This window comes from Agrobacterium sp. 10T429 (assembly GCF_056393925.1).
On sequence record NZ_JBFTGV010000008.1, the window covers coordinates 217,362 to 235,159 of the forward strand.

At 58.7% G+C, this 17,798-nt stretch carries 15 protein-coding genes; 10 read left to right on the forward strand and 5 right to left on the reverse strand.

What is annotated here, in order from left to right; all coding sequences use genetic code 11:
- Positions 1 to 236: 236 nt before the first annotated feature.
- Both AC1DCP_RS18890 and AC1DCP_RS18895 read left to right on the forward strand, forming a co-directional pair.
- Entirely contained in the window at positions 237 to 1,124 is an 888-nt protein-coding gene (locus AC1DCP_RS18890) for a DMT family transporter (RefSeq protein ID WP_004432025.1), read from the forward strand.
- Positions 1,125 to 1,229: 105 nt separating this feature from the next.
- Entirely contained in the window at positions 1,230 to 2,210 is a 981-nt protein-coding gene (locus tag AC1DCP_RS18895; RefSeq protein WP_121557372.1) for a glutathione S-transferase family protein, read from the forward strand.
- A gap of 4 nt (positions 2,211 to 2,214) precedes the next feature.
- On the opposite strand, the gene AC1DCP_RS18900 is transcribed toward AC1DCP_RS18895, so the two are convergent.
- Complete coding sequence (locus AC1DCP_RS18900; protein WP_004432029.1) at positions 2,215 to 3,117, reverse strand: LysR family transcriptional regulator; 903 nt, start codon at positions 3,115 to 3,117, stop codon at positions 2,215 to 2,217.
- A 215-nt stretch (positions 3,118 to 3,332) separates the two neighbouring features.
- On the opposite strand from AC1DCP_RS18900, the gene amaB reads away from it, so the two are divergent.
- From amaB to AC1DCP_RS18920, 4 genes are all read left to right on the forward strand, one after another.
- Entirely contained in the window at positions 3,333 to 4,862 is a 1,530-nt protein-coding gene (gene amaB, locus AC1DCP_RS18905; RefSeq protein ID WP_013762124.1) for an L-piperidine-6-carboxylate dehydrogenase, read from the forward strand.
- A 257-nt stretch (positions 4,863 to 5,119) separates the two neighbouring features.
- Positions 5,120 to 6,073 (forward strand): aliphatic sulfonate ABC transporter substrate-binding protein, encoded by a 954-nt coding sequence (locus AC1DCP_RS18910; RefSeq protein ID WP_038494703.1) that lies wholly within the window; start codon positions 5,120 to 5,122, stop codon positions 6,071 to 6,073.
- A gap of 23 nt (positions 6,074 to 6,096) precedes the next feature.
- The gene (locus tag AC1DCP_RS18915; protein ID WP_004432039.1) at positions 6,097 to 6,876 is read left to right on the forward strand and encodes an ABC transporter permease subunit; all 780 of its coding nucleotides are present in this window, start codon (positions 6,097 to 6,099) and stop codon (positions 6,874 to 6,876) included.
- An 8-nt stretch (positions 6,877 to 6,884) separates the two neighbouring features.
- Positions 6,885 to 7,712, forward strand: a complete 828-nt coding sequence (locus tag AC1DCP_RS18920; protein WP_004432043.1) for an ABC transporter ATP-binding protein — start codon at positions 6,885 to 6,887, stop codon at positions 7,710 to 7,712.
- A gap of 43 nt (positions 7,713 to 7,755) precedes the next feature.
- Here AC1DCP_RS18920 and putA read toward each other — a convergent pair whose 3' ends face one another.
- Positions 7,756 to 11,442: a trifunctional transcriptional regulator/proline dehydrogenase/L-glutamate gamma-semialdehyde dehydrogenase gene (gene putA, locus AC1DCP_RS18925; protein ID WP_112524123.1), complete on the reverse strand. Its 3,687-nt coding sequence runs from the start codon at positions 11,440 to 11,442 to the stop codon at positions 7,756 to 7,758.
- Positions 11,443 to 11,617: 175 nt separating this feature from the next.
- On the opposite strand from putA, the gene AC1DCP_RS18930 reads away from it, so the two are divergent.
- Positions 11,618 to 12,088, forward strand: coding sequence for an Lrp/AsnC ligand binding domain-containing protein (locus AC1DCP_RS18930; RefSeq protein WP_112391979.1), 471 nt, complete (start codon positions 11,618 to 11,620; stop codon positions 12,086 to 12,088).
- A 66-nt stretch (positions 12,089 to 12,154) separates the two neighbouring features.
- Here AC1DCP_RS18930 and AC1DCP_RS18935 read toward each other — a convergent pair whose 3' ends face one another.
- Together AC1DCP_RS18935 and AC1DCP_RS18940 are read right to left on the reverse strand one after the other, a co-directional pair.
- Positions 12,155 to 12,721 carry an RNA polymerase sigma factor gene (locus AC1DCP_RS18935; protein ID WP_004432061.1) on the reverse strand — a complete coding sequence of 189 codons (567 nt, stop codon included), beginning with the start codon at positions 12,719 to 12,721 and terminating at the stop codon, positions 12,155 to 12,157.
- Positions 12,721 to 12,927, reverse strand: a complete 207-nt coding sequence (locus AC1DCP_RS18940; RefSeq protein WP_004432062.1) for a NepR family anti-sigma factor — start codon at positions 12,925 to 12,927, stop codon at positions 12,721 to 12,723. Before AC1DCP_RS18940 ends, AC1DCP_RS18935 begins: the two co-directional genes overlap by 1 nt.
- Before the next feature lie 137 nt (positions 12,928 to 13,064).
- Here AC1DCP_RS18940 and AC1DCP_RS18945 point away from each other — a divergent pair, with 137 nt between their 5' ends.
- Positions 13,065 to 13,859 (forward strand): response regulator, encoded by a 795-nt coding sequence (locus AC1DCP_RS18945; RefSeq protein ID WP_004432063.1) that lies wholly within the window; start codon positions 13,065 to 13,067, stop codon positions 13,857 to 13,859.
- Positions 13,860 to 13,954: 95 nt separating this feature from the next.
- Positions 13,955 to 14,944 (forward strand): sensor histidine kinase, encoded by a 990-nt coding sequence (locus AC1DCP_RS18950; protein ID WP_076844504.1) that lies wholly within the window; start codon positions 13,955 to 13,957, stop codon positions 14,942 to 14,944.
- 299 nt (positions 14,945 to 15,243) lie between these two features.
- Here AC1DCP_RS18950 and AC1DCP_RS18955 read toward each other — a convergent pair whose 3' ends face one another.
- On the reverse strand, positions 15,244 to 16,968 hold the full coding sequence (locus AC1DCP_RS18955) for a sensor histidine kinase (protein WP_019566500.1): 1,725 nt from the start codon (positions 16,966 to 16,968) through the stop codon (positions 15,244 to 15,246).
- A 238-nt stretch (positions 16,969 to 17,206) separates the two neighbouring features.
- Between AC1DCP_RS18955 and AC1DCP_RS18960 the strand changes: the two genes are divergently transcribed.
- Positions 17,207 to 17,782: a PRC-barrel domain-containing protein gene (locus AC1DCP_RS18960; protein ID WP_038494710.1), complete on the forward strand. Its 576-nt coding sequence runs from the start codon at positions 17,207 to 17,209 to the stop codon at positions 17,780 to 17,782.
- Positions 17,783 to 17,798 lie beyond the last annotated feature (16 nt).

Consider the following 17,798-nt stretch of genomic DNA (forward strand, 5'->3'; position numbering starts at 1 on the left):
TGACGGTGATATGATGGCGTCGGCGGGACAAATTTGCCGCACCTTGCGGCCATCTGCATCGATGCGGTCGGATCGGGTGTTTTTGCGGCTTTTGCGGCTTGCACTCATAGGTAGCCGGGTCTAGCCATAGGGTGAGGATCAAATCTGCCAGACTGTCTGTCCCTTAAGGGGCGTCCGGGTTGCTTTAAGCGGCCGGGGTGCGCTTTGCGTTGCGGTCGCTGTTCGGGGAAGTTCAAATGCAAAAGGGTTTTCTGCTCGGTCTGTTCGCTTATGCGACCTTTTCCCTGGGCGATGCCACGATCAAGTCGCTTGGATCACAGATCAGCGTTTTCGAGATCGGCTTTTTCAGCATCCTGTTTTCCGGCATCTTCATCTTCTTCAGCAAGCCGCGTGAGGAAAGGTGGCGTGAATTCTGGCGCATGAGCCGTCCGTTTGCGGTGCACGGGCGGGCGATTTCCGGCCTGTTCGCCGGTATTCTCGGTATCTATGCCTTCACAACCATTCCGCTGGCCGAAGCCTATGCGCTGATCTTTCTCTCACCGCTGTTCGTGACAGTGCTGTCTGCTGTCGTATTGAAGGAAGATATAGGGCCATGGCGCTGGGCGGCCGTTCTGGCCGGCATCGTCGGTGTTCTGCTCGTCGTGCGGCCCGGCTTCAAGGCGCTGGAACTCGGGCACGTCGCAGCCATCGGTGTCGCATTCCTGGCGGCGATGACCATCGTGCTGCTCCGCTCGCTTGCGGGCAAGGAGAAGCGCACCTCGATCATGGGCGTGCTTTTGGTCTACGGCCTCACCTTCAACGGCATTGCCTCGATTCCCGAGTTCGTCATGCCCAATCTGCACCAGTTCGCCGCCTTTGCCTTCATCGGCCTCTGCACGGCGACGGGACAGATAACGCTGCTCGTCGCAACACGTATCGCGCCGGCCAGCCAGATTGCACCCTCGCATTATTCTCAGATCCTCTGGGCCGTGGCGATCGGCATGACTTTCTTCCACGAATATCCGGATGCGATCGCGGTGCTTGGGCTGGGTGTCATCGCTGCATCGGGACTTCTGACGATGATCCGCGAAAGGGTCAGGCTCGGCACAGTTCGCTGGAATCCGTTTTTCCGCAATCGGCTTTGAAGTCATCCATCGATCGGAAACAGTGCGTCAACCGAAGCGCGGCTTGTGGGGTGGGTGCAGACGGCCCCATAAGCTTTTCATCGATAGATGAATGGAGAGCCCAAAATGCTCGTGGATGGAAAGTGGACCGCCGAATGGCACCCGGTGCAGGCGACCGACAAGAAGGGTGGTTTCGTTCGCCAGACATCCGGCTTCCGCAACTGGGTAACGTCTGATGGTTCAGCAGGCCCGACGGGAGAGGGCGCTTTCAAGGCCGAGGCTGGGCGCTATCATCTCTATGTCGCGCTGATTTGTCCATGGGCCTCACGCACGCTGATCGGCCGCAAGCTCAAGAAGCTCGAGGATGTCATTTCGGTCTCAATTGTGGAGCCGGCGCTCTCCGACGAGGGTTGGAAATTCGGCGATTATCCAGGTTCGGATCGCGACGGGCTGAACGGCTTCGCTTATATGCACGAAGCCTATACCAGCGCCGATCCGCATTATACCGGCCGTGCCACCGTTCCGGTTCTTTGGGACAAGAAGACGAAAACCATCGTCAACAACGAATCCGCCGACATTCTCCGCATGCTGAATTCCGGTTTCGGCGATCTGGCCGATAACGGCATCGATCTTTATCCGGAAGATCTGCGGGACGCGATTGATGCGCTCAACGACCATATCTATCCCCGCCTCAACAACGGTGTCTACAGAACCGGTTTTGCCACCACCCAGCTTGCCTATGAGGAAGCCTTCGCCGACGTCTTCGCGACACTTCAGGAACTTGAAACTCGCCTGGCATCAGGCGGTCCCTTCCTCTTCGGCGATCGCCTGACGGAAACGGATGTCAGGCTTTTCGTGACGCTGGTGCGTTTCGATGCCGCCTATTACGGCCTCTTCAAGTGCAACCTTCGCCGCATTGCCGACTATCGGGCCCTGCAGGCCTATATGATGCGGGTGCTAAACATTCCGGGCGTGCGTGACACGGTCAATATCGACCACATCAAGCGCGGTTATTATTCGATCAAGGCGCTCAATCCGACCCGGATCGTGCCGGTCGGCCCCGATCTGCCGGGGCTTGACGAGGTTTCCATCGGCGGCACTGTGTGAATATCTAGGCCGGCTTGCCGACCTGATCGAGAAGCCATGCCTGGAAGGCGCGGGCAAGGACATTGTCCTGCCGCCCTTCCGGCAGGGCAACATAATAGCTCTTGTCGGTTTGCAGTGGAATGTCGAAGACGATTTCGAGACGGCCGGAGACGAGTTCCGCCTCGATCAGATATTTCGGCAGAAGGGCAAAGCCAATGCCGCTTATGGCTGCTTCAATGATCATCGAAAACTGGTCGAAACGGCTGCCTCTATAGGCATTCTCCGCCGTTACCCCATTCATCTCCAGCCACTCAGTCCATAGTTTCGGCCGTGTGGTCACGTGCAGCAACGGTTGTCGGTTAAAATCCTCCGGCTCTCTCATTCCCGCGCGCTGAAGCAGAGCGGGGCTGGCGACCGGCACGATCACTTCGTTGCATAAAAAGGTGCAGGTGCCGTGCGCCCAGACCGGCTGGCCGTAATGGATGGCGAGGTCGAAACCTTCCTCATCGAAATCGAAAGGGTGCGAGCGCGAGCCGATGGTGATGGTCATTTCCGGGTTGGCGTCGATGAAGCGGTGCAGACGCGGCATCAGCCAGCGGCTGCCGAAGGTTGGCAGGGTGGCGACGGAAAGTGATGCATGAGATGTTCCGGCCGAGACCGCGCGCACCATCAGCTGTTCGGATTGCTGCAACAGGCGCCGCACGTCTGGCAGGAATTTGCGACCCGCTTCCGACAGGACGACGCGCCGGCGGATGCGTTCGAAAAGCTGCATTCCGGTCTGCGCCTCGAGTTCGCCGATCTGCCGGCTGACCGCACTTTGCGTGAGGTTGAGTTCTTCCGCCGCACGGGTAAAATTCCCATGCCTTGCGGCACACTCGAATGCTTGCAGGGTTACGATATCAGGGACCAGTCTTCTGCGCGGATCCATACCATTCTCGCATCAACTTACCCGCTTTCCTCATTGGAAAAGGGTCATTATGGCCATATATGATTACGGGAAAGAATGGAATGGTGTTTTGCCGGCTTCGACGGAGACCCCGTTTCACAAAATGATAAACTCGGGGAAAGAACAGCGACGGGAGTTGAAAGCGCCGTATCAAAAACGGCCTTTCCTCCCCTTTGAGCCAAAAAGGATAATTTGACATGGATGCGACGACGAAGCTTGACGTGAAACAGGAAGCCGCGGCCCTGCTCGACAGAATGGGCGTCGCCCGCGATCTTTATACCGGCGGCGATATGGCGTCGTTCAGCCCGGTAACGGGTGAACAGATCGCCAGCCTCAAGACCATTTCGGTCGAGGGTGTCGCAGCCGTGGTCGACAAGGCCGATGCCGCCTTCAAGATTTGGCGCAACGTGCCTGCTCCGCGCCGTGGCGAACTGATCCGGCTTCTGGGCGAAGAACTGCGCTCCTTCAAGGCAGATCTCGGTCGGCTCGTCTCGCTGGAAGCGGGCAAGGTCCCGTCCGAAGGTCTCGGCGAAGTGCAGGAGATGATCGATATCTGCGATTTCGCGGTCGGTTTGTCCCGCCAGCTTTACGGCCTCACCATCGCCACCGAACGCCCCGGCCACCGTATGATGGAAACCTGGCATCCGCTCGGCGTTGTCGGCGTTATCTCCGCCTTCAATTTTCCGGTCGCGGTCTGGTCGTGGAACGCGGCGCTCGCGCTAGTCTGCGGCAATTCGGTGGTCTGGAAGCCATCTGAAAAGACCCCGCTGACGGCACTTGCGGTTCAGGGCATCTTCGAACGTGCCGTAGCCCGTTTTGGCGATGCGCCGGAAGGGCTGTCGCAGCTTCTGATCGGCGACCGCGCCGTTGGTGAAGCATTGGTGGACAACCCCAAGGTTCCCCTGGTTTCTGCCACCGGTTCCACCCGCATGGGCCGCGATGTCGGCCCGCGTCTGGCGAAGCGCTTCGCCCGCGCCATTCTGGAACTGGGCGGCAACAATGCCGGCATCGTCTGCCCGTCTGCCGATCTCGACATGGCGCTGCGCGCCATTGCCTTCGGCGCCATGGGCACGGCCGGCCAGCGCTGCACCACGCTTCGCCGTCTCTTTGTGCATGACAGTGTTTACGACCAGCTCGTGCCGCGTCTGAAAAAGGCCTACGCCTCCGTTTCCGTCGGCAATCCGCTGGAAACATCGGCGCTTGTCGGACCGTTGGTGGACAAGGCGGCTTTCGACGGGATGCAGAAGGCGCTCGAAGCGGCCAAGGCGCATGACGGCGTGGTGAATGGCGGCGGGCGCGTGGATACGGGTGCGCCGGATGCCTATTATGTAAAGCCGGCACTTGTCGAAATGCCTGAACAGGCGGGGCCGGTGTTGGAAGAGACGTTCGCGCCGATCCTTTATGTGATGAAGTACAGCGATCTCGATCAGGCGATTGACGCGCATAACGCCGTTGCCGCTGGTCTGTCGTCGTCGATCTTCACCCGTGACATTCAGGAATCGGAACGTTTCCTGTCCTCGGAAGGCTCGGATTGCGGCATCGCCAACGTCAATATCGGAACCTCGGGCGCGGAAATCGGCGGCGCATTCGGTGGTGAAAAGGAAACCGGCGGTGGCCGCGAATCTGGTTCGGATGCATGGAAGGCCTATATGCGCCGCGCCACCAACACCATCAACTACTCCAAGGCGCTGCCTTTGGCGCAGGGCGTTTCCTTCGATATCGAGTAAATCGCTTCGCAAGTTTGCGCGTTCGATAGCGATATTGATCCATCATGCCGGTGCGGCCAGTCCGCACCGGCATTCGTCTGTTAAGCAGGCTTGGTAATGCCTCCTGCGATGATTTGCGGGAAAGAGGCGTCTCTGCGGAATTTTATTCCCGCAATATCGCTGATATTGAATTATCCTCTCTCTATCGTTTTCATCGAAAACCCTAGCATTGCTCCATATCGCAAACCGGCCCCAGGGGTCGGCGACAAGGAGCTAAAATGCCAGCCATTACCCGTCGTGCCCTCTCCGCCAGTTTTCTTGTTGTCGCTGCATTGTCCGTTCTGCCCTTGCAGGCGCAGGCGGCGGAAGAGCTGAAGATCGGTTATCAGAAAACCGGCCTGCCGGTGATCGCGAGGCAACAGGGCGTCATCGAAAAGGCGCTTGAGGCCAAGGGCGTCAAGGTTTCGTGGGTCGAATTCACCGCAGGCCCACCGCTGGTGGAGGCCTTGAATGTTGGCTCCATCAATGTCGGCTGGACGGGCGATGCGCCGCCAATCTTCGGTCAGGCGGCCGGTTCGGCCATCGTTTACGTTGCGGCTCTTCCCTCGAACGGTAAGGGTGAGGCGATCTTCACCAAGCCCGAGAGCGGTATAAAGTCGGTTGCCGATCTGAAGGGCAAAAAGGTCGGCGTCGGCAAGGGCACAAGCGCCCACAATCTGCTGGTGGCGGCAATTGAGAAGAACGGCCTGAAATTTAGCGATATCGACGTGGTCTATCTCAGCCCTGCTGACGCGGCGGCAGCCTTTGCCAGCGACAAGATCGACGCCTGGGCCGTCTGGGATCCGTTCTATGCAATTGCCGAGACCCGCTATAAGCCCGTCACTCTGGCCCGCACCAGCGAGGTTCTCAACGTGAGCACCTATTTCCTCGCCAACCGCGACTATGCCAAATCCCATGCCGACACCATCAATATCACGCTTGATGCCCTGGGCGAGGCGGCCAAATGGTCCGCCGCCAACCGCGACAAGGTTGCGGCAGCCCTGCATGAGGTGACAGGTGTACCGCTGGAAGCGCAGACGCTGGCTGCGAACCGTTCGGAATTCGGTATTTCGAAAATCGATGACAAGATCATTGCCAGCCAGCAGGAAACTGCCGACCGCTTTTATCGCCTGGGCCTGATCCCTAAGCAGATCAGCATCAAGGATGCCGTCTGGTCAGGCGCCACCAACTGATCCCGGATACGGAGGGCTTCGCGATGAGCATCAGAAGGCGTATCGAGGCTGGAAGCATCACGGGCTGGTTGCTTCCTGCCATCATTCTTGCCGGCTGGGAGCTTGCTGCCCGCGTCGGTCTCATTTCGGCAAACGTCCTGCCGGCTCCCTCTGCCGTCGCGGAAGCCTTCTGGCGGCTTTTGCTTTCAGGGGAACTCATCGCCAATATCGGTGTCAGCTCCGCTCGCGCTCTGGCCGGTTTCGCCGTTGGCGGCGCGATTGGTTTCATCTTCGGGCTGGCCAACGGACTGTCGCGGTTTTCCCGCAGCTTTACCGACACGACGCTGCAGATGATCCGCAACATCCCGCATCTGGCGCTCATTCCGCTCGTCATCCTCTGGTTCGGCATCGACGAGGAGGCAAAGCTTTTCCTCGTGGCACTCGGAGTGTTTTTCCCCATCTACATCAACACGCTGCTCGGCATTCAGGGGGTCGATCCGCAACTGGTGGAGATGGGGCGTACCTATGGCATGTCGCCCTTCACCCTGTTCCGGCGAGTGATCCTGCCCGGCGCGCTGCCGTCCATTTTCACCGGCCTGCGTTATGCGCTCGGCATCATGTGGCTGACGCTTATCGTGGCGGAAACGATTTCCTCCTCTTCCGGCCTCGGCTACATGGCCATGCAGGCGCGCGAGTTCCTGCTGATCGATGTCGTCGTGCTGTCGATCCTTATTTACGCGCTTCTTGGCAAGCTGGCGGACAGTTTTGCCCGCTTCCTCGAAAGCATCTTCCTGCAGTGGCATCCAGCCTTCAAGAAAGTCTGAGGTAACCCATGTCGACCAGCAATGTTACGACGTTGAGACGCCCCGATGCCCCATCATCCTCCCCTTCCGGGGCAGAGACCAAGGTTGAACAGCGCGGCAAGCAGAACGACAGCAAGGTCGCTTTCAGCTTCCGCAATGTGACCAAGACCTTTGGCGATAAACCGGTTCTGCGCGGCATCGATCTCGATGTGCGGGAAGGCGAGTTTCTGGCTATTATCGGCAAGAGTGGATGCGGCAAGAGCACGCTTCTGCGTATCTTGGCCGGTCTTGATGCGCCCACAAGTGGCACCGTTTCGAAAGACGCATCGAGCCGCACTCGCATGATGTTTCAGGAGCCGCGCCTTTTGCCATGGGAGCGCATTGCAAACAATGTATCCGTGGGCCTGACCGGCATCGCCAAAGGTGAGGCGGCGAACGAGCAGGCGCTTGCCATTCTCGAAGAGGTTGGTCTAAAGGACCGGGCGGGCGAGTGGCCCTATGTCCTGTCTGGAGGCCAGAAGCAGCGCGTGGCGCTGGCACGCGCGCTGGTGGCGCATCCGCAAATTCTGGCGCTGGATGAACCCCTCGGGGCGCTAGATGCGCTCACCCGCATCGAAATGCAGCTTCTGCTTGAGCGCATCTGGCGCAAGCAGAAATTCACCGCCGTTCTCGTTACGCACGATGTTTCGGAAGCCGTCGCACTTGCAGACCGCATCGTCGTGATTGATGAGGGGCGCATCGCCCTTGATCTCGATGTGAAACTGCCGCGTCCGCGCCGACACGGCACCCCGGAATTCGCGCGGCTTGAAGAGCAGGTTCTGAACCAGCTTTTCGGTCGTGGTGAAATCGGTGGGTGATGTGATGGACCGGCAGGGTCGAGACCCTGCCGGAACCACATAATCAGCCGATGCTCATCAGGCTGGCATTGCCGCCGGCAGCCGTTGTGTTGACGCTGACGGAGACTTCTTCCACCAGCCAGTCGAGATTGTAGGGCTGGGTTTCACGGTCAAGCGCTTCCGTCGTGGCGGCCTGAACCAGAACCAGAGGACCGGGCAGGGCGGCGATTTTCTTGTTGATCGCAACGACACGTTCCGCATCGCCCTCGATCAGCGCGCCGGCGAACGGTGCGGATTTTTCCCAGCTGTCAGCCCATGTGATGCGCGAGGTGACGGTTGCCGGCAATCCGTAGATCGACTTTTCCAGCCCCGACGCATTATCGATAACGACCGAGTTGCCGGTGGCAAGTGCTGCGGCCAATTGGCGATAGAGCCCTTGCTCGGTGGCCGGGATAAGCAGCACCCTGCCGCGCGGATGCAGCGCATAGACGTTGCGTTCGCCGACTGGGCCTGCCAGTTCGGTTTCGAAACCGAGGCCGGAAAGGGCTGCGGCCTGTCTTGCGGCTTCGGCTGCAACGCTCTGGCCGTTTTCATCCAGCCAGCGGGCGAGATCGACAGCCGCCTGGTCCTGTTGGCTGGCAACGCGGTCGATCTTCGGCGCGGTTTGTGTGACGCGGCCGAGATAGAGCGGACCGCCCGCCTTGGGGCCGGTGCCGGAGAGGCCACGCCCGCCAAAGGGCTGGACGCCGACCACGGCGCCGATGATGTTGCGGTTCACATAGAGATTACCGGCCGCGACGCGCGACAGGACATGCTGGATGGTATCGTCAAGACGCGTATGCAGGCCGAAGGTCAGGCCATAGCCGGTGGCGTTGATCTCGTCGATCAGCCGGTCGAGATTGTCGCGCTTGAACCGGATGACGTGCAGCACCGGCCCGAAGACCTCTTTCTTCAGATCGGCGAGCGATTTCATCTCGATGATTGTCGGTGGCACGAAGGTGCCCTTGCCGGTTTCGCCGGCAAGCGAAATCTGCTCGATCCGGTGGCCGAGTGCGCGCATGCTGTCAACGTGTTTTTCGATGATGCCTTTAGCTTCAGCGGTGATCACGGGGCCGACATCGACGGAAAGGCTATCGGTGCGCCCGATGCGCAATTCGTGCAGCGCGCCCTTCAGCATCGTCAGGGTGCGGTCGGCCACATCTTCCTGCAGGCAGAGAATGCGAAGCGCCGAGCAACGCTGGCCGGCACTGTCGAAGGCAGAGGCGATGACGTCGGCGACGACCTGCTCGGCAAGCGCTGAGGAATCGACGATCATGGCGTTCTGGCCGCCGGTCTCGGCAATCAGTGGAACGGGCTGGCCGTTTGCGAGAACCCGGCCTGCGAGTTGACCCTGGATGAGCCGCGCCACTTCAGTGGATCCGGTGAACATCACACCCGCCGTGAGCGCTGAGCCGACAAGTGCCGCACCGGTCTTGCCGTCACCTGGCAGAAGCTGCACGGCGTCCTGCGGAACGCCTGCCTCATGCAGCAGGCGTACACCCTGCGCGGCGATCAACGGGGTTTCTTCGGCGGGCTTTGCCAGTACCGGATTACCGGCAACCAGTGCTGCCGTTACCTGGCCGATGAAGATGGCAAGCGGGAAGTTCCACGGGCTGATGCAGACGACCGGGCCGAGCGGTGTCTCGTTGGCCTTGAAGGTCTTCCGGGCTTCCGCTGCGTAATAACGCAGGAAGTCAATCGCTTCGCGCACCTCGGCAATGGCGTTCGGCATGGATTTTCCGGCCTCGCGCATGATGAGGCCAAGCAGGGCCGGCATTTCGGCCTGCATCCGGTCGGCAGCGCGCTCCAGGCAGGCGGCGCGCTCCTCGACCGGCGTGGAAGACCAGTTGGAGGCTGCGGCCCGTTGCATTGCCGATTCGACATCGGCCTCTGTCGGTTCGGTTACATAACCGACGACATCATTGTGGTCGCCGGGATTGAGGACCGGGCGTGTCTTTCCGCCTGCATGCGGTGCTGCGGCTTTCCATTCCGTCGTCGCACCTGCCTTAAGGACGTTGTCCAGCGCGGCAAGTGCCGTTTCATTCGAAAGATCGAGGCCGGCGGAATTTGCCCGTTCGGGGCCGAAGAGACCAGCGGGTGCAGCAATGCGGTCGTGCCGTGCGCCGGGAACGGGGTAAGCCTTGACCACGGTGACCGGATCTTCCAGCAGGGAAGCCACCGGCACGGCGGGATCCGCGATGCGGTTGACGAAGGAGGAGTTCGCGCCGTTTTCCAGCAGACGGCGGACGAGATAGGCAAGCAGCGTCTCGTGGGTGCCAACAGGGGCATAAAAGCGGCAGGGACGATCGAGCTTCTTCTTGCCGACGACTTCGCTGTAAAGCGGTTCGCCCATGCCGTGCAGGCACTGGAACTCATAATCACCGAGTTTGAAGTCCGGACCGGCGAGATGGTAGATGGTAGCCATGGACTGGGCGTTGTGGGTCGCAAATTGCGGGAACACGACGTCACGCGCGGCAAGCAGCTTGCGGGCGCAGGTGATATAGGAGACATCCGTGTGCACTTTGCGGGTGAAGACCGGGAAGTCTTCCAGCCCGTCCACCTGTGCGCGCTTGATCTCCGCATCCCAGTAGGCGCCCTTGACAAGACGCACCATGATGCGGCGACCGGCACGTCGGGCGAGATCGATGATGTAGTCGAGAACAAAGGGGCAGCGGCGGCCATAGGCCTGCACAACGAATCCTAGGCCGTTCCAGCCGGCAAGATCCTTGTCGAGCGCCAGTTCCTCCAGAAGATCGAGCGACAGTTCCAGCCGGTCAGCTTCCTCGGCGTCAATGTTGAGGCCGATATCGTATTTCTTGCTGAGCAGCATCAGGGATTTCACACGCGGTAGAAGCTCCGCCATTACCCGCTCTGCCTGCGCACGGGCATAACGCGGATGCAGGGCCGAAAGCTTGATGGAAATTCCGGGGCCACCATAGATGCCACGCCCGGCGGAGGCCTTGCCGATGGCGTGGATGGCGTTTTCGTAGTCCTTGTAATAACGCTCCGCATCCTTGGCGGTGGTCGCCGCTTCGCCGAGCATGTCGTAGGAATATTGGAAACCCTGTTCCTCCAGCGGTTTCGAGCGCTTGATCGCTTCCCCAATCGTTTCGCCGGTCACGAATTGCTCGCCCATCATGCGCATCGCCATATCGACGCCGCGGCGAATGACGGGTTCGCCAGCCCGGGCGATCAGCTTGGTCAGCGCCGCCGAAAGGCCGCTGTCATTGACCGTCGAGGTCAGCTTGCCGGTGATGACGAGACCCCAGGTTGCGGCGTTGACGAACAGCGAGCGCCCGCCGCCGATGTGGGACTTCCAGTCGCCGCGGGCGATCTTGTCGCGGATCAGCGCGTCGCGGGTGGCGGTGTCGGGAATGCGCAGCAGCGCTTCGGCAAGGCACATCAGGGCCACGCCCTCATGGCTGGAGAGCGAATATTCCTGCACCAGCCCCTCGACGCCGGTGCCTTTCGTCTTGGCGCGCAACGCCTCGATCAGCTTGGTTGCCGTGGTGCGAATGGCTGCGGCCTGCTCGGGCGTGACGGTCGCAGCATCGATCAGAGGCGCCAGGCACTCTTCCTCTGGGCGGCGGTAAGCGCCGGTAATTGCTTTGCGCAACGGGCTCTGCTCGCGCACGGGCGGTGCAAAATTCTGGAAAATACCGTTCACCGTCTGCTGCGGGTTTACATCGGCTTTGCTTGCACCATCGGCCATTCTGAAAATCCTGAAAAAGCTGTTGAAGACAGACTGTCAGCGGCAGCATGTCCTCCGCTCGCCGCTTGTCATTCTGCTGCGTACAATATCATTGCCGTAAAAATTGCTATGGTCCTATTTTGAGGATAGAACAGGCCATATGAACTTTTATTATTCAAAATTGGCGTTAAATCACATGGCAAATAGTCATAAAACAGACGATGTGGACCACTTCGATCTCAAGATTCTCGAGGCCCTCAGCGAAGACGGGCGCATGTCGGTGCTGCAACTGTCGAAAAGGGTCGGCCTCTCCAAGACGCCGTGCCAGACGCGGCTCAAGCGGTTGGTGGATGAAGGTTATATTCTGGGCTTCCGTGCGGTGCTCAATCCGCAGAAACTAGGCGTCGACCATATCGCCTTCGCCGAGGTCAAGCTTTCCGACACACGCGAAAAGGCACTTGAGGAATTCAACACGGCGGTGCGCAAGATCAAGGAGGTGGAGGAATGCCACATGATCGCCGGCGCCTTCGATTATCTACTGAAGGTGCGCACCAGCGATATCCGCAAATACCGAAGGGTGCTCGGCGAAAAAATCTCCAGCCTTCCATCGGTTTCCAACACTTCGACATTCGTCGTGATGCAGTCGGTCAAGGAGACCGGTATCTGACAAAGCGGCGAAGAAAAACGGGCAGGCACGAGCCTACCCGTCTAATGCTTTGCGAATTCTGCCAGCTCAGCGCGCGGTGGCTGCGGCGGTAACGGCGCTCATCTGCGCGTCAGGACCGAACTCGTTTTCGTTTTCGATGCCGAGAAGTTCCTGCAGGCGCAATCGCGCGCGGCTGACACGGCTCTTGATCGTGCCAACCGGGCAACCGCAAATCTCGGCTGCTTCTTCGTAAGCAAAGCCGGAGGCGCCAATCAGCAATATCGCTTCGCGCTGATCGTCGGGCAATTTTGCAAGTGCCGTACGAAAATCCTGAAGATCTACCGAACCATGCTGTTCTGGCGGCACCGACAGGCGCGAGGTGTAAACCCCGTCGGTATCCTGTACTTCGCGGCCGGACTTGCGAATCTGGCTGTAGAATTCGTTACGCAGGATCGTCACCAGCCATGCGCGCATGTTGGTTCCGGGCTGGAAACTCTCCTGTTTCGCCCAGGCCTTCATGATCGTATCCTGCACGAGGTCGTCAGCGCGATCCCTCGAACGGATGAGTGAGATCGCGAATGCGCGCAGGTTTGGCAGTGCCGCCAGCATTTCCCGTTTGAAATTGTATTCTGTCTGCTCCGGCTCTTTCGCCATCATTCCCCCGAAGCCTTGTCTTTGGCTCTGTTTTCGGCTTCATCGAGTTTCTCGAGAAGATCGAGGAATTTGTCAGGGATGCCTTCTTCCTGAACAGCATCGTAGAGTTCCCTGAGCTTGCGGGAAATCACCGCACGTCCAGAGTGCGGGACCTGAGGGTTGGCCGGATTGTCCGGAGAATCTTGGTCCGATTGAAATATGTTCATAACGTCCGGTATTCCTTTTGTGTCGTGGCAAGAATGCGCGATGAAAAAAATAGTTCCGGCGATCCGGAACTTTTTTTATGATGCGCACGTTGCTATCGTGGGTTTGCGTTGCAGACCGCATGAAAGGGGAGAATTCCATGTCAGTTTCTACACGCATCGCACCGCACCTGCCATATCTGCGCAGGTTCGCGCGTGCCGTTTGCGGCTCTCAATCCACTGGCGATGCCTATGTTGCAGCAACACTTGAAGCTCTGATCGCCGATATCAGCATCTTCCCGCCGACAAGCAACGATCGGGTTTCGCTTTATCAATTGTTCGTATCGATTTTTAGTTCCGTCACGATCAATATAAAGGCCGATGAAAACCTGTCAGGTTGGGAAAAGCGCGCTTCCGCCAACCTCTCTGCGGTACCAGCGCTCGCCCGCCAGGCTTTCCTTCTGACCACGGTCGAAGAGTTCACAGCTTCGGAAGCAGCAGAGGTTCTGAGGGTAACTGAAGCCCAGATCGGCCAGCTGATCGATGAGGCGGCCTCTGAAATCGCCCGTCAGGTTGCCACCGATATCATGATTATCGAGGACGAACCTCTGATCGCCATGGATATCGAGCAGATGGTCACCGATCTCGGCCATCGCGTTACGGGTATTGCCCGCACGCATGCGGAGGCGATCGATCTCTTCAACCGCACGCAGCCGAAGATGATCCTTGCCGACATCCAGCTTGCAGACGGCAGCTCCGGGCTCGATGCCATGAAGGAGATCCTTCAGATGACGTCTCTGCCGGTGATCTTCATTACAGCCTTCCCTGAGCGTCTTTTGACGGGTGAGCGGCCCGAGCCGACATTCCTCGTTACGAAGCCGTTCAACCCGGACATGGTGAAAGCGCTTATCAGCCAGGCGCTGTTTTTCAACGAAAGCTCTCGCGTCGCGGCGTGAAATTTGCCGAAACCGTAGACTGTCCGGGAACAACTACGGTACCCGGACGTTCGCGGTTACGGTCGTGAGGTGATCTCACGGCTTTTTGCAGGGAGATGAATTTGCATCGGCTGGCATGGCATAACGCGGAGAGGAACGAGAGCGAGCTACACGATTCGCTCGTCCTCGCTTTGCTCGATTCGGGCGAGACAGTCATGTTACAAGACTGGAACCGCGAGTACATATTCGTGGCCAATCTGCCGGATGTGTGGCGTCTGCCGACCGATAGCCATCCCACGGATGAAAATGTGTTTGGCACCGATCTTTCAGAGCGGCTTGCCGAACTCAAAAAAGATATGAATGTGGTGGGCAGTCGGGGCATGCTGGAAGTTAATGCCGGCAATGACCGGGTTTTCCAGTTCCAGATCCATTCCACCTTCAACCAGGCGAAGCAGGCGGTGATGAAAACCACCATTCGCGAGGTGACGGCGGAACGGCGGCGCGAGCAGCTTTTGCGCTCGCTGCTGCGCGAGGTCAGCCACCGTTCCAAGAACCTCCTGGCGATCATCCAGAGCCTTGCGGGCCAGACGGCCCGTTTCAGCCTCACCAAGGAAGATTTTCTGCGCAAGTTTCGGGGCCGGTTACACGCTCTTGCCCAAAGTCAGGATCTCATCACGGATTCCGACTGGAGAGGTGCTCGCATATTCGAGCTTCTTCGCCAGCAATTCGATCTTTATGTGCCGGAATATCCTAACCTCATCCACATGGAAGGTGAAAACCTGCTGCTCAATCCGAATGGGGCGCTTTATATCGGTCTGGCTTTCCATGAGCTGGTCGTCAATACGGTCAGCCACAGCGGCAATCTCGCCTATCATCCGCCAATCTCGCTGCAATGCCGACAGGAAGGCGATTTTTGTATCGTTGAGTGGATAGAGCCGATCATGCCATCGAAAGAGCCGGCGCAGGCGAGGCGCGGCAGTTTCGGCAGCGTCGTGCTGGAAAAGGTCGTTCCATCCGCATTGGGCGGGAGTGCCGAATATCACCTCACGCCGGAGCGGATCGTCTACCGGCTGAAATTTCCTTCCGGGGACGTTACCGACATTTGAAATTTCGAAATAATGGCCCTCGGTTGGAGACCTGCCTCATAGGCAGCACTTCGTCCGTTTTTGCGAGAACGCAAAAAAAAGCACGGCCCATGAAAGAGCCGTGCTTTTTTATTATGACAGGTTTTCAGGGGTGAAACCTGTTTATTGTCAGCCAAGCTTCAGGCGGGGACGGGGGAATTGCTTGGCCTGCAGTAAAAATGCATCCGCCCTAATTCGGTTCCCCTAAAACGTATTTTTTTTGCGTAGGGCGAAATTAGCTGCTTTTCGTCTGCAGGTACGGGGATCCAGCACGCCATTTTTCAAAGCGGGCCTGCCTGATCGGGTCGCTTGGGTATAAAATAGCGCATCGGCGCTTCAAGCGACCATTCGAACCCGGTTTCGCGATACTCCGTCACCACCTGTCCGCCGAATGCGCCTTCCGCATGCCTTTTGATTACCGTGGTACCAAAGCCCTTGCGGCTTGGTTCCGTCGCCGGTGGCCCGCCCGTTTCGGTCCAGACGATATAAATCATCTGACGTCCATCTTTTTCGAGCGGCTTCCAGCTCACCGTGATTTTTCCGAGCGCAACCGACAGGGCGCCGTATTTGATGGAATTCGTCGTCAGCTCATGCACTACGAGCCCAAAATTTTGCGCCGCTTCCGGAGAAAGCATGAAATCGTCCCCAGACAGCTCGAAGCGTTCCGAAACGGTGCCGAAAACGTCGAGGTGGGTCTCGATCAGCTTACGGATCGGCAAGCCCTGCCATTGAACCTCCGCCAATGCCCGGATCGACATTCCAAGACCGCGCAGGCGGTGGTCCACCTCTTTCTGGAATTCCGGGATGCTTTTGTTTTCCCGCCCCAATTGCCGGATCATCGCCTGAACCAGCGTCAGAATATTCTTGGAGCGGTGAACCAGTTCGTGCAGCAGAAGTTGCAGCCGTTCTTCCGACTGGCTTCTGTCGAAGGAAGCATTGGAGAGCGCGACGGCAACTTGGTTGGCTTCCTTGATCTTGGTATCGACGGGCGCCACGATCTCGCCTTCACCGATGCGTTCAGCCATGAGCGTGAGATCGCGAATGGAACTGCGCAACTGCCGGCCGACCAGATAGGCGCCGCCGATGGCGATGAGCACCAGCATCGTGCTGCCGATCATCATTTGCCGCCACGTGTCGACCAATGCTGCCTGACTTGCGGCAAGTGGCCCCCACATCACAGTTCGCCATTGCCAGCCCGGCAATTGGGCATAGGCATAGAGGTTGCCCTTGTCGTCGAAGAAATTGCCGCTGAAGGCCTGCATTTCTGAAAGAATGGCGGGGCTGGCAAATGGCTTGCCCACTTCCACCCCATTCTGCGCACTGGAAACGACAACACGATTGTTACCGTCGATAATGGCGACCGCCCAGTTGCGCGGCAGGTTTTCCGTGGGAATGAGCCGGCTCAGGTCACTTGTATTCTGCGTCAGGATCAGGGCATCTCCGGCGGACCCCAGATTGGGGTCGAGCGGCAAGGTAACGTTGAACACCCACTCCTTGCTCGTCGCGCCGAAAAACATGTCCGAAACGGTGATGCGACGGGATTCGATTGCCTTGGCCAGATTGGCCTCGGCCGGCACCTTGCTGAGAGGCTGGCCAAATGACACCCGGGTATTGAGATACTGTTCGCCTTCCTTGGTAGCCAGAATGGCGTACAGGCCCTCCCGTTTCAGGCTTTCGGCAACACGTCCCTGAAAAGCGGCAAGATTGCCATTCTCGAGTTCAGGGAATTGCGACAGCAGATTGAGGGAGGTGGCGATTTCCTGCAGGCGCCGATCGATGTTGCGGCTGACGACCCTGACATCCTCGATCGTCTCCCGTTGCAGGTCGTCGCGCTTTTCGCTTTCAAGGCGCAGCATCAAGTAGCCGCCGAAAAGGATAAGCGGCAGGGTGATGACGGTTGCCATCACCACCAGATAGGTGCCGATGGAGGCCGTCGGAAAAAAATTCGCACTGCGTCGACGTAAAGCCGAGAACGTGTTTTTCAGTTTTTTGCCGGGTTGAGGCATGCAAAAACTCCGGCAGTTACGGCATTGTTACGTCACGGATAATACCGCGCCATCCTCCTTTAGCAATGCCTGATTTTTTCGTTCCGGAGCCGCAAAATGTCGCAATCGCGTCTATGCGACTGAAAAAATCGGAACCATTTCAATGGTCAGCCCGTTTGCAAAGCGAACCGGTCATGGAGTGGAAAGCGAAATTCGTCACCGCCCGGCCAGTCGAAAACGATGAAAGGAAGGTACGAAAATGGCAAAGAAACTTACGATACTCGTCACCGCCGCCCTGATGGGCACGACGGCTTTCGCGCCGCTTGCCATCGCCCAGGGTACAACCCAGCCAGCACCGGCAAATCCGAGTGCTCAGACCGAACCGGCAACGCCTCCCGCTACCCCGATGGCGCCAGCGGCTCCTCTGGCCAATGATAGCGCGGCCGCGACGACAGGCGGTGCTTACATCACTCAGCAGGGTGAAACGCAGATCAGCGCCAATGATTACATCGGCAAGTCGGTTTATACCGCAGCCGACGAGAGCATCGGTAACGTCACCAACCTCATCATGGAAAAAGACGGCGGTCTCGTCGCAGCCGTGATTGGTGTCGGCGGTTTCCTCGGTATCGGTGCCAAGGATGTCGCGGTGCCTATGGACAAGGTAACGATGACCCGCAACACGCAGGACGGCACAATTCGCCTGACGACGACTGAAACGGCGGAAACGCTGAAGGCTGCTGCGGAATTCAAGACGCTGGAACAGCAGGCCAGCGAAAAGAGCGCGGCAACGCCGGCAGCTCCGGACAGCACCACCACGTCCGCCACCAAGCCCTGATCCCCTTACCTGGGAG

Excerpts from the sequence above, each read along its gene's own strand:
- AC1DCP_RS18890 (WP_004432025.1), top strand. The coding sequence starts at position 237 with ATGCAAAAGGGTTTTCTGCTCGGTCTGTTCGCTTATGCGACCTTTTCC.
- AC1DCP_RS18895 (WP_121557372.1), top strand. The coding sequence starts at position 1,230 with ATGCTCGTGGATGGAAAGTGGACCGCCGAATGGCACCCGGTGCAGGCG.
- AC1DCP_RS18900 (WP_004432029.1), bottom strand. The coding sequence starts at position 3,117 with ATGGATCCGCGCAGAAGACTGGTCCCTGATATCGTAACCCTGCAAGCA.
- amaB (WP_013762124.1), top strand. The coding sequence starts at position 3,333 with ATGGATGCGACGACGAAGCTTGACGTGAAACAGGAAGCCGCGGCCCTG.
- AC1DCP_RS18910 (WP_038494703.1), top strand. The coding sequence starts at position 5,120 with ATGCCAGCCATTACCCGTCGTGCCCTCTCCGCCAGTTTTCTTGTTGTC.
- AC1DCP_RS18915 (WP_004432039.1), top strand. The coding sequence starts at position 6,097 with ATGAGCATCAGAAGGCGTATCGAGGCTGGAAGCATCACGGGCTGGTTG.
- AC1DCP_RS18920 (WP_004432043.1), top strand. The coding sequence starts at position 6,885 with ATGTCGACCAGCAATGTTACGACGTTGAGACGCCCCGATGCCCCATCA.
- putA (WP_112524123.1), bottom strand. The coding sequence starts at position 11,442 with ATGGCCGATGGTGCAAGCAAAGCCGATGTAAACCCGCAGCAGACGGTG.
- AC1DCP_RS18930 (WP_112391979.1), top strand. The coding sequence starts at position 11,618 with ATGGCAAATAGTCATAAAACAGACGATGTGGACCACTTCGATCTCAAG.
- AC1DCP_RS18935 (WP_004432061.1), bottom strand. The coding sequence starts at position 12,721 with ATGGCGAAAGAGCCGGAGCAGACAGAATACAATTTCAAACGGGAAATG.
- AC1DCP_RS18940 (WP_004432062.1), bottom strand. The coding sequence starts at position 12,927 with ATGAACATATTTCAATCGGACCAAGATTCTCCGGACAATCCGGCCAAC.
- AC1DCP_RS18945 (WP_004432063.1), top strand. The coding sequence starts at position 13,065 with ATGTCAGTTTCTACACGCATCGCACCGCACCTGCCATATCTGCGCAGG.
- AC1DCP_RS18950 (WP_076844504.1), top strand. The coding sequence starts at position 13,955 with ATGAATTTGCATCGGCTGGCATGGCATAACGCGGAGAGGAACGAGAGC.
- AC1DCP_RS18955 (WP_019566500.1), bottom strand. The coding sequence starts at position 16,968 with ATGCCTCAACCCGGCAAAAAACTGAAAAACACGTTCTCGGCTTTACGT.
- AC1DCP_RS18960 (WP_038494710.1), top strand. The coding sequence starts at position 17,207 with ATGGCAAAGAAACTTACGATACTCGTCACCGCCGCCCTGATGGGCACG.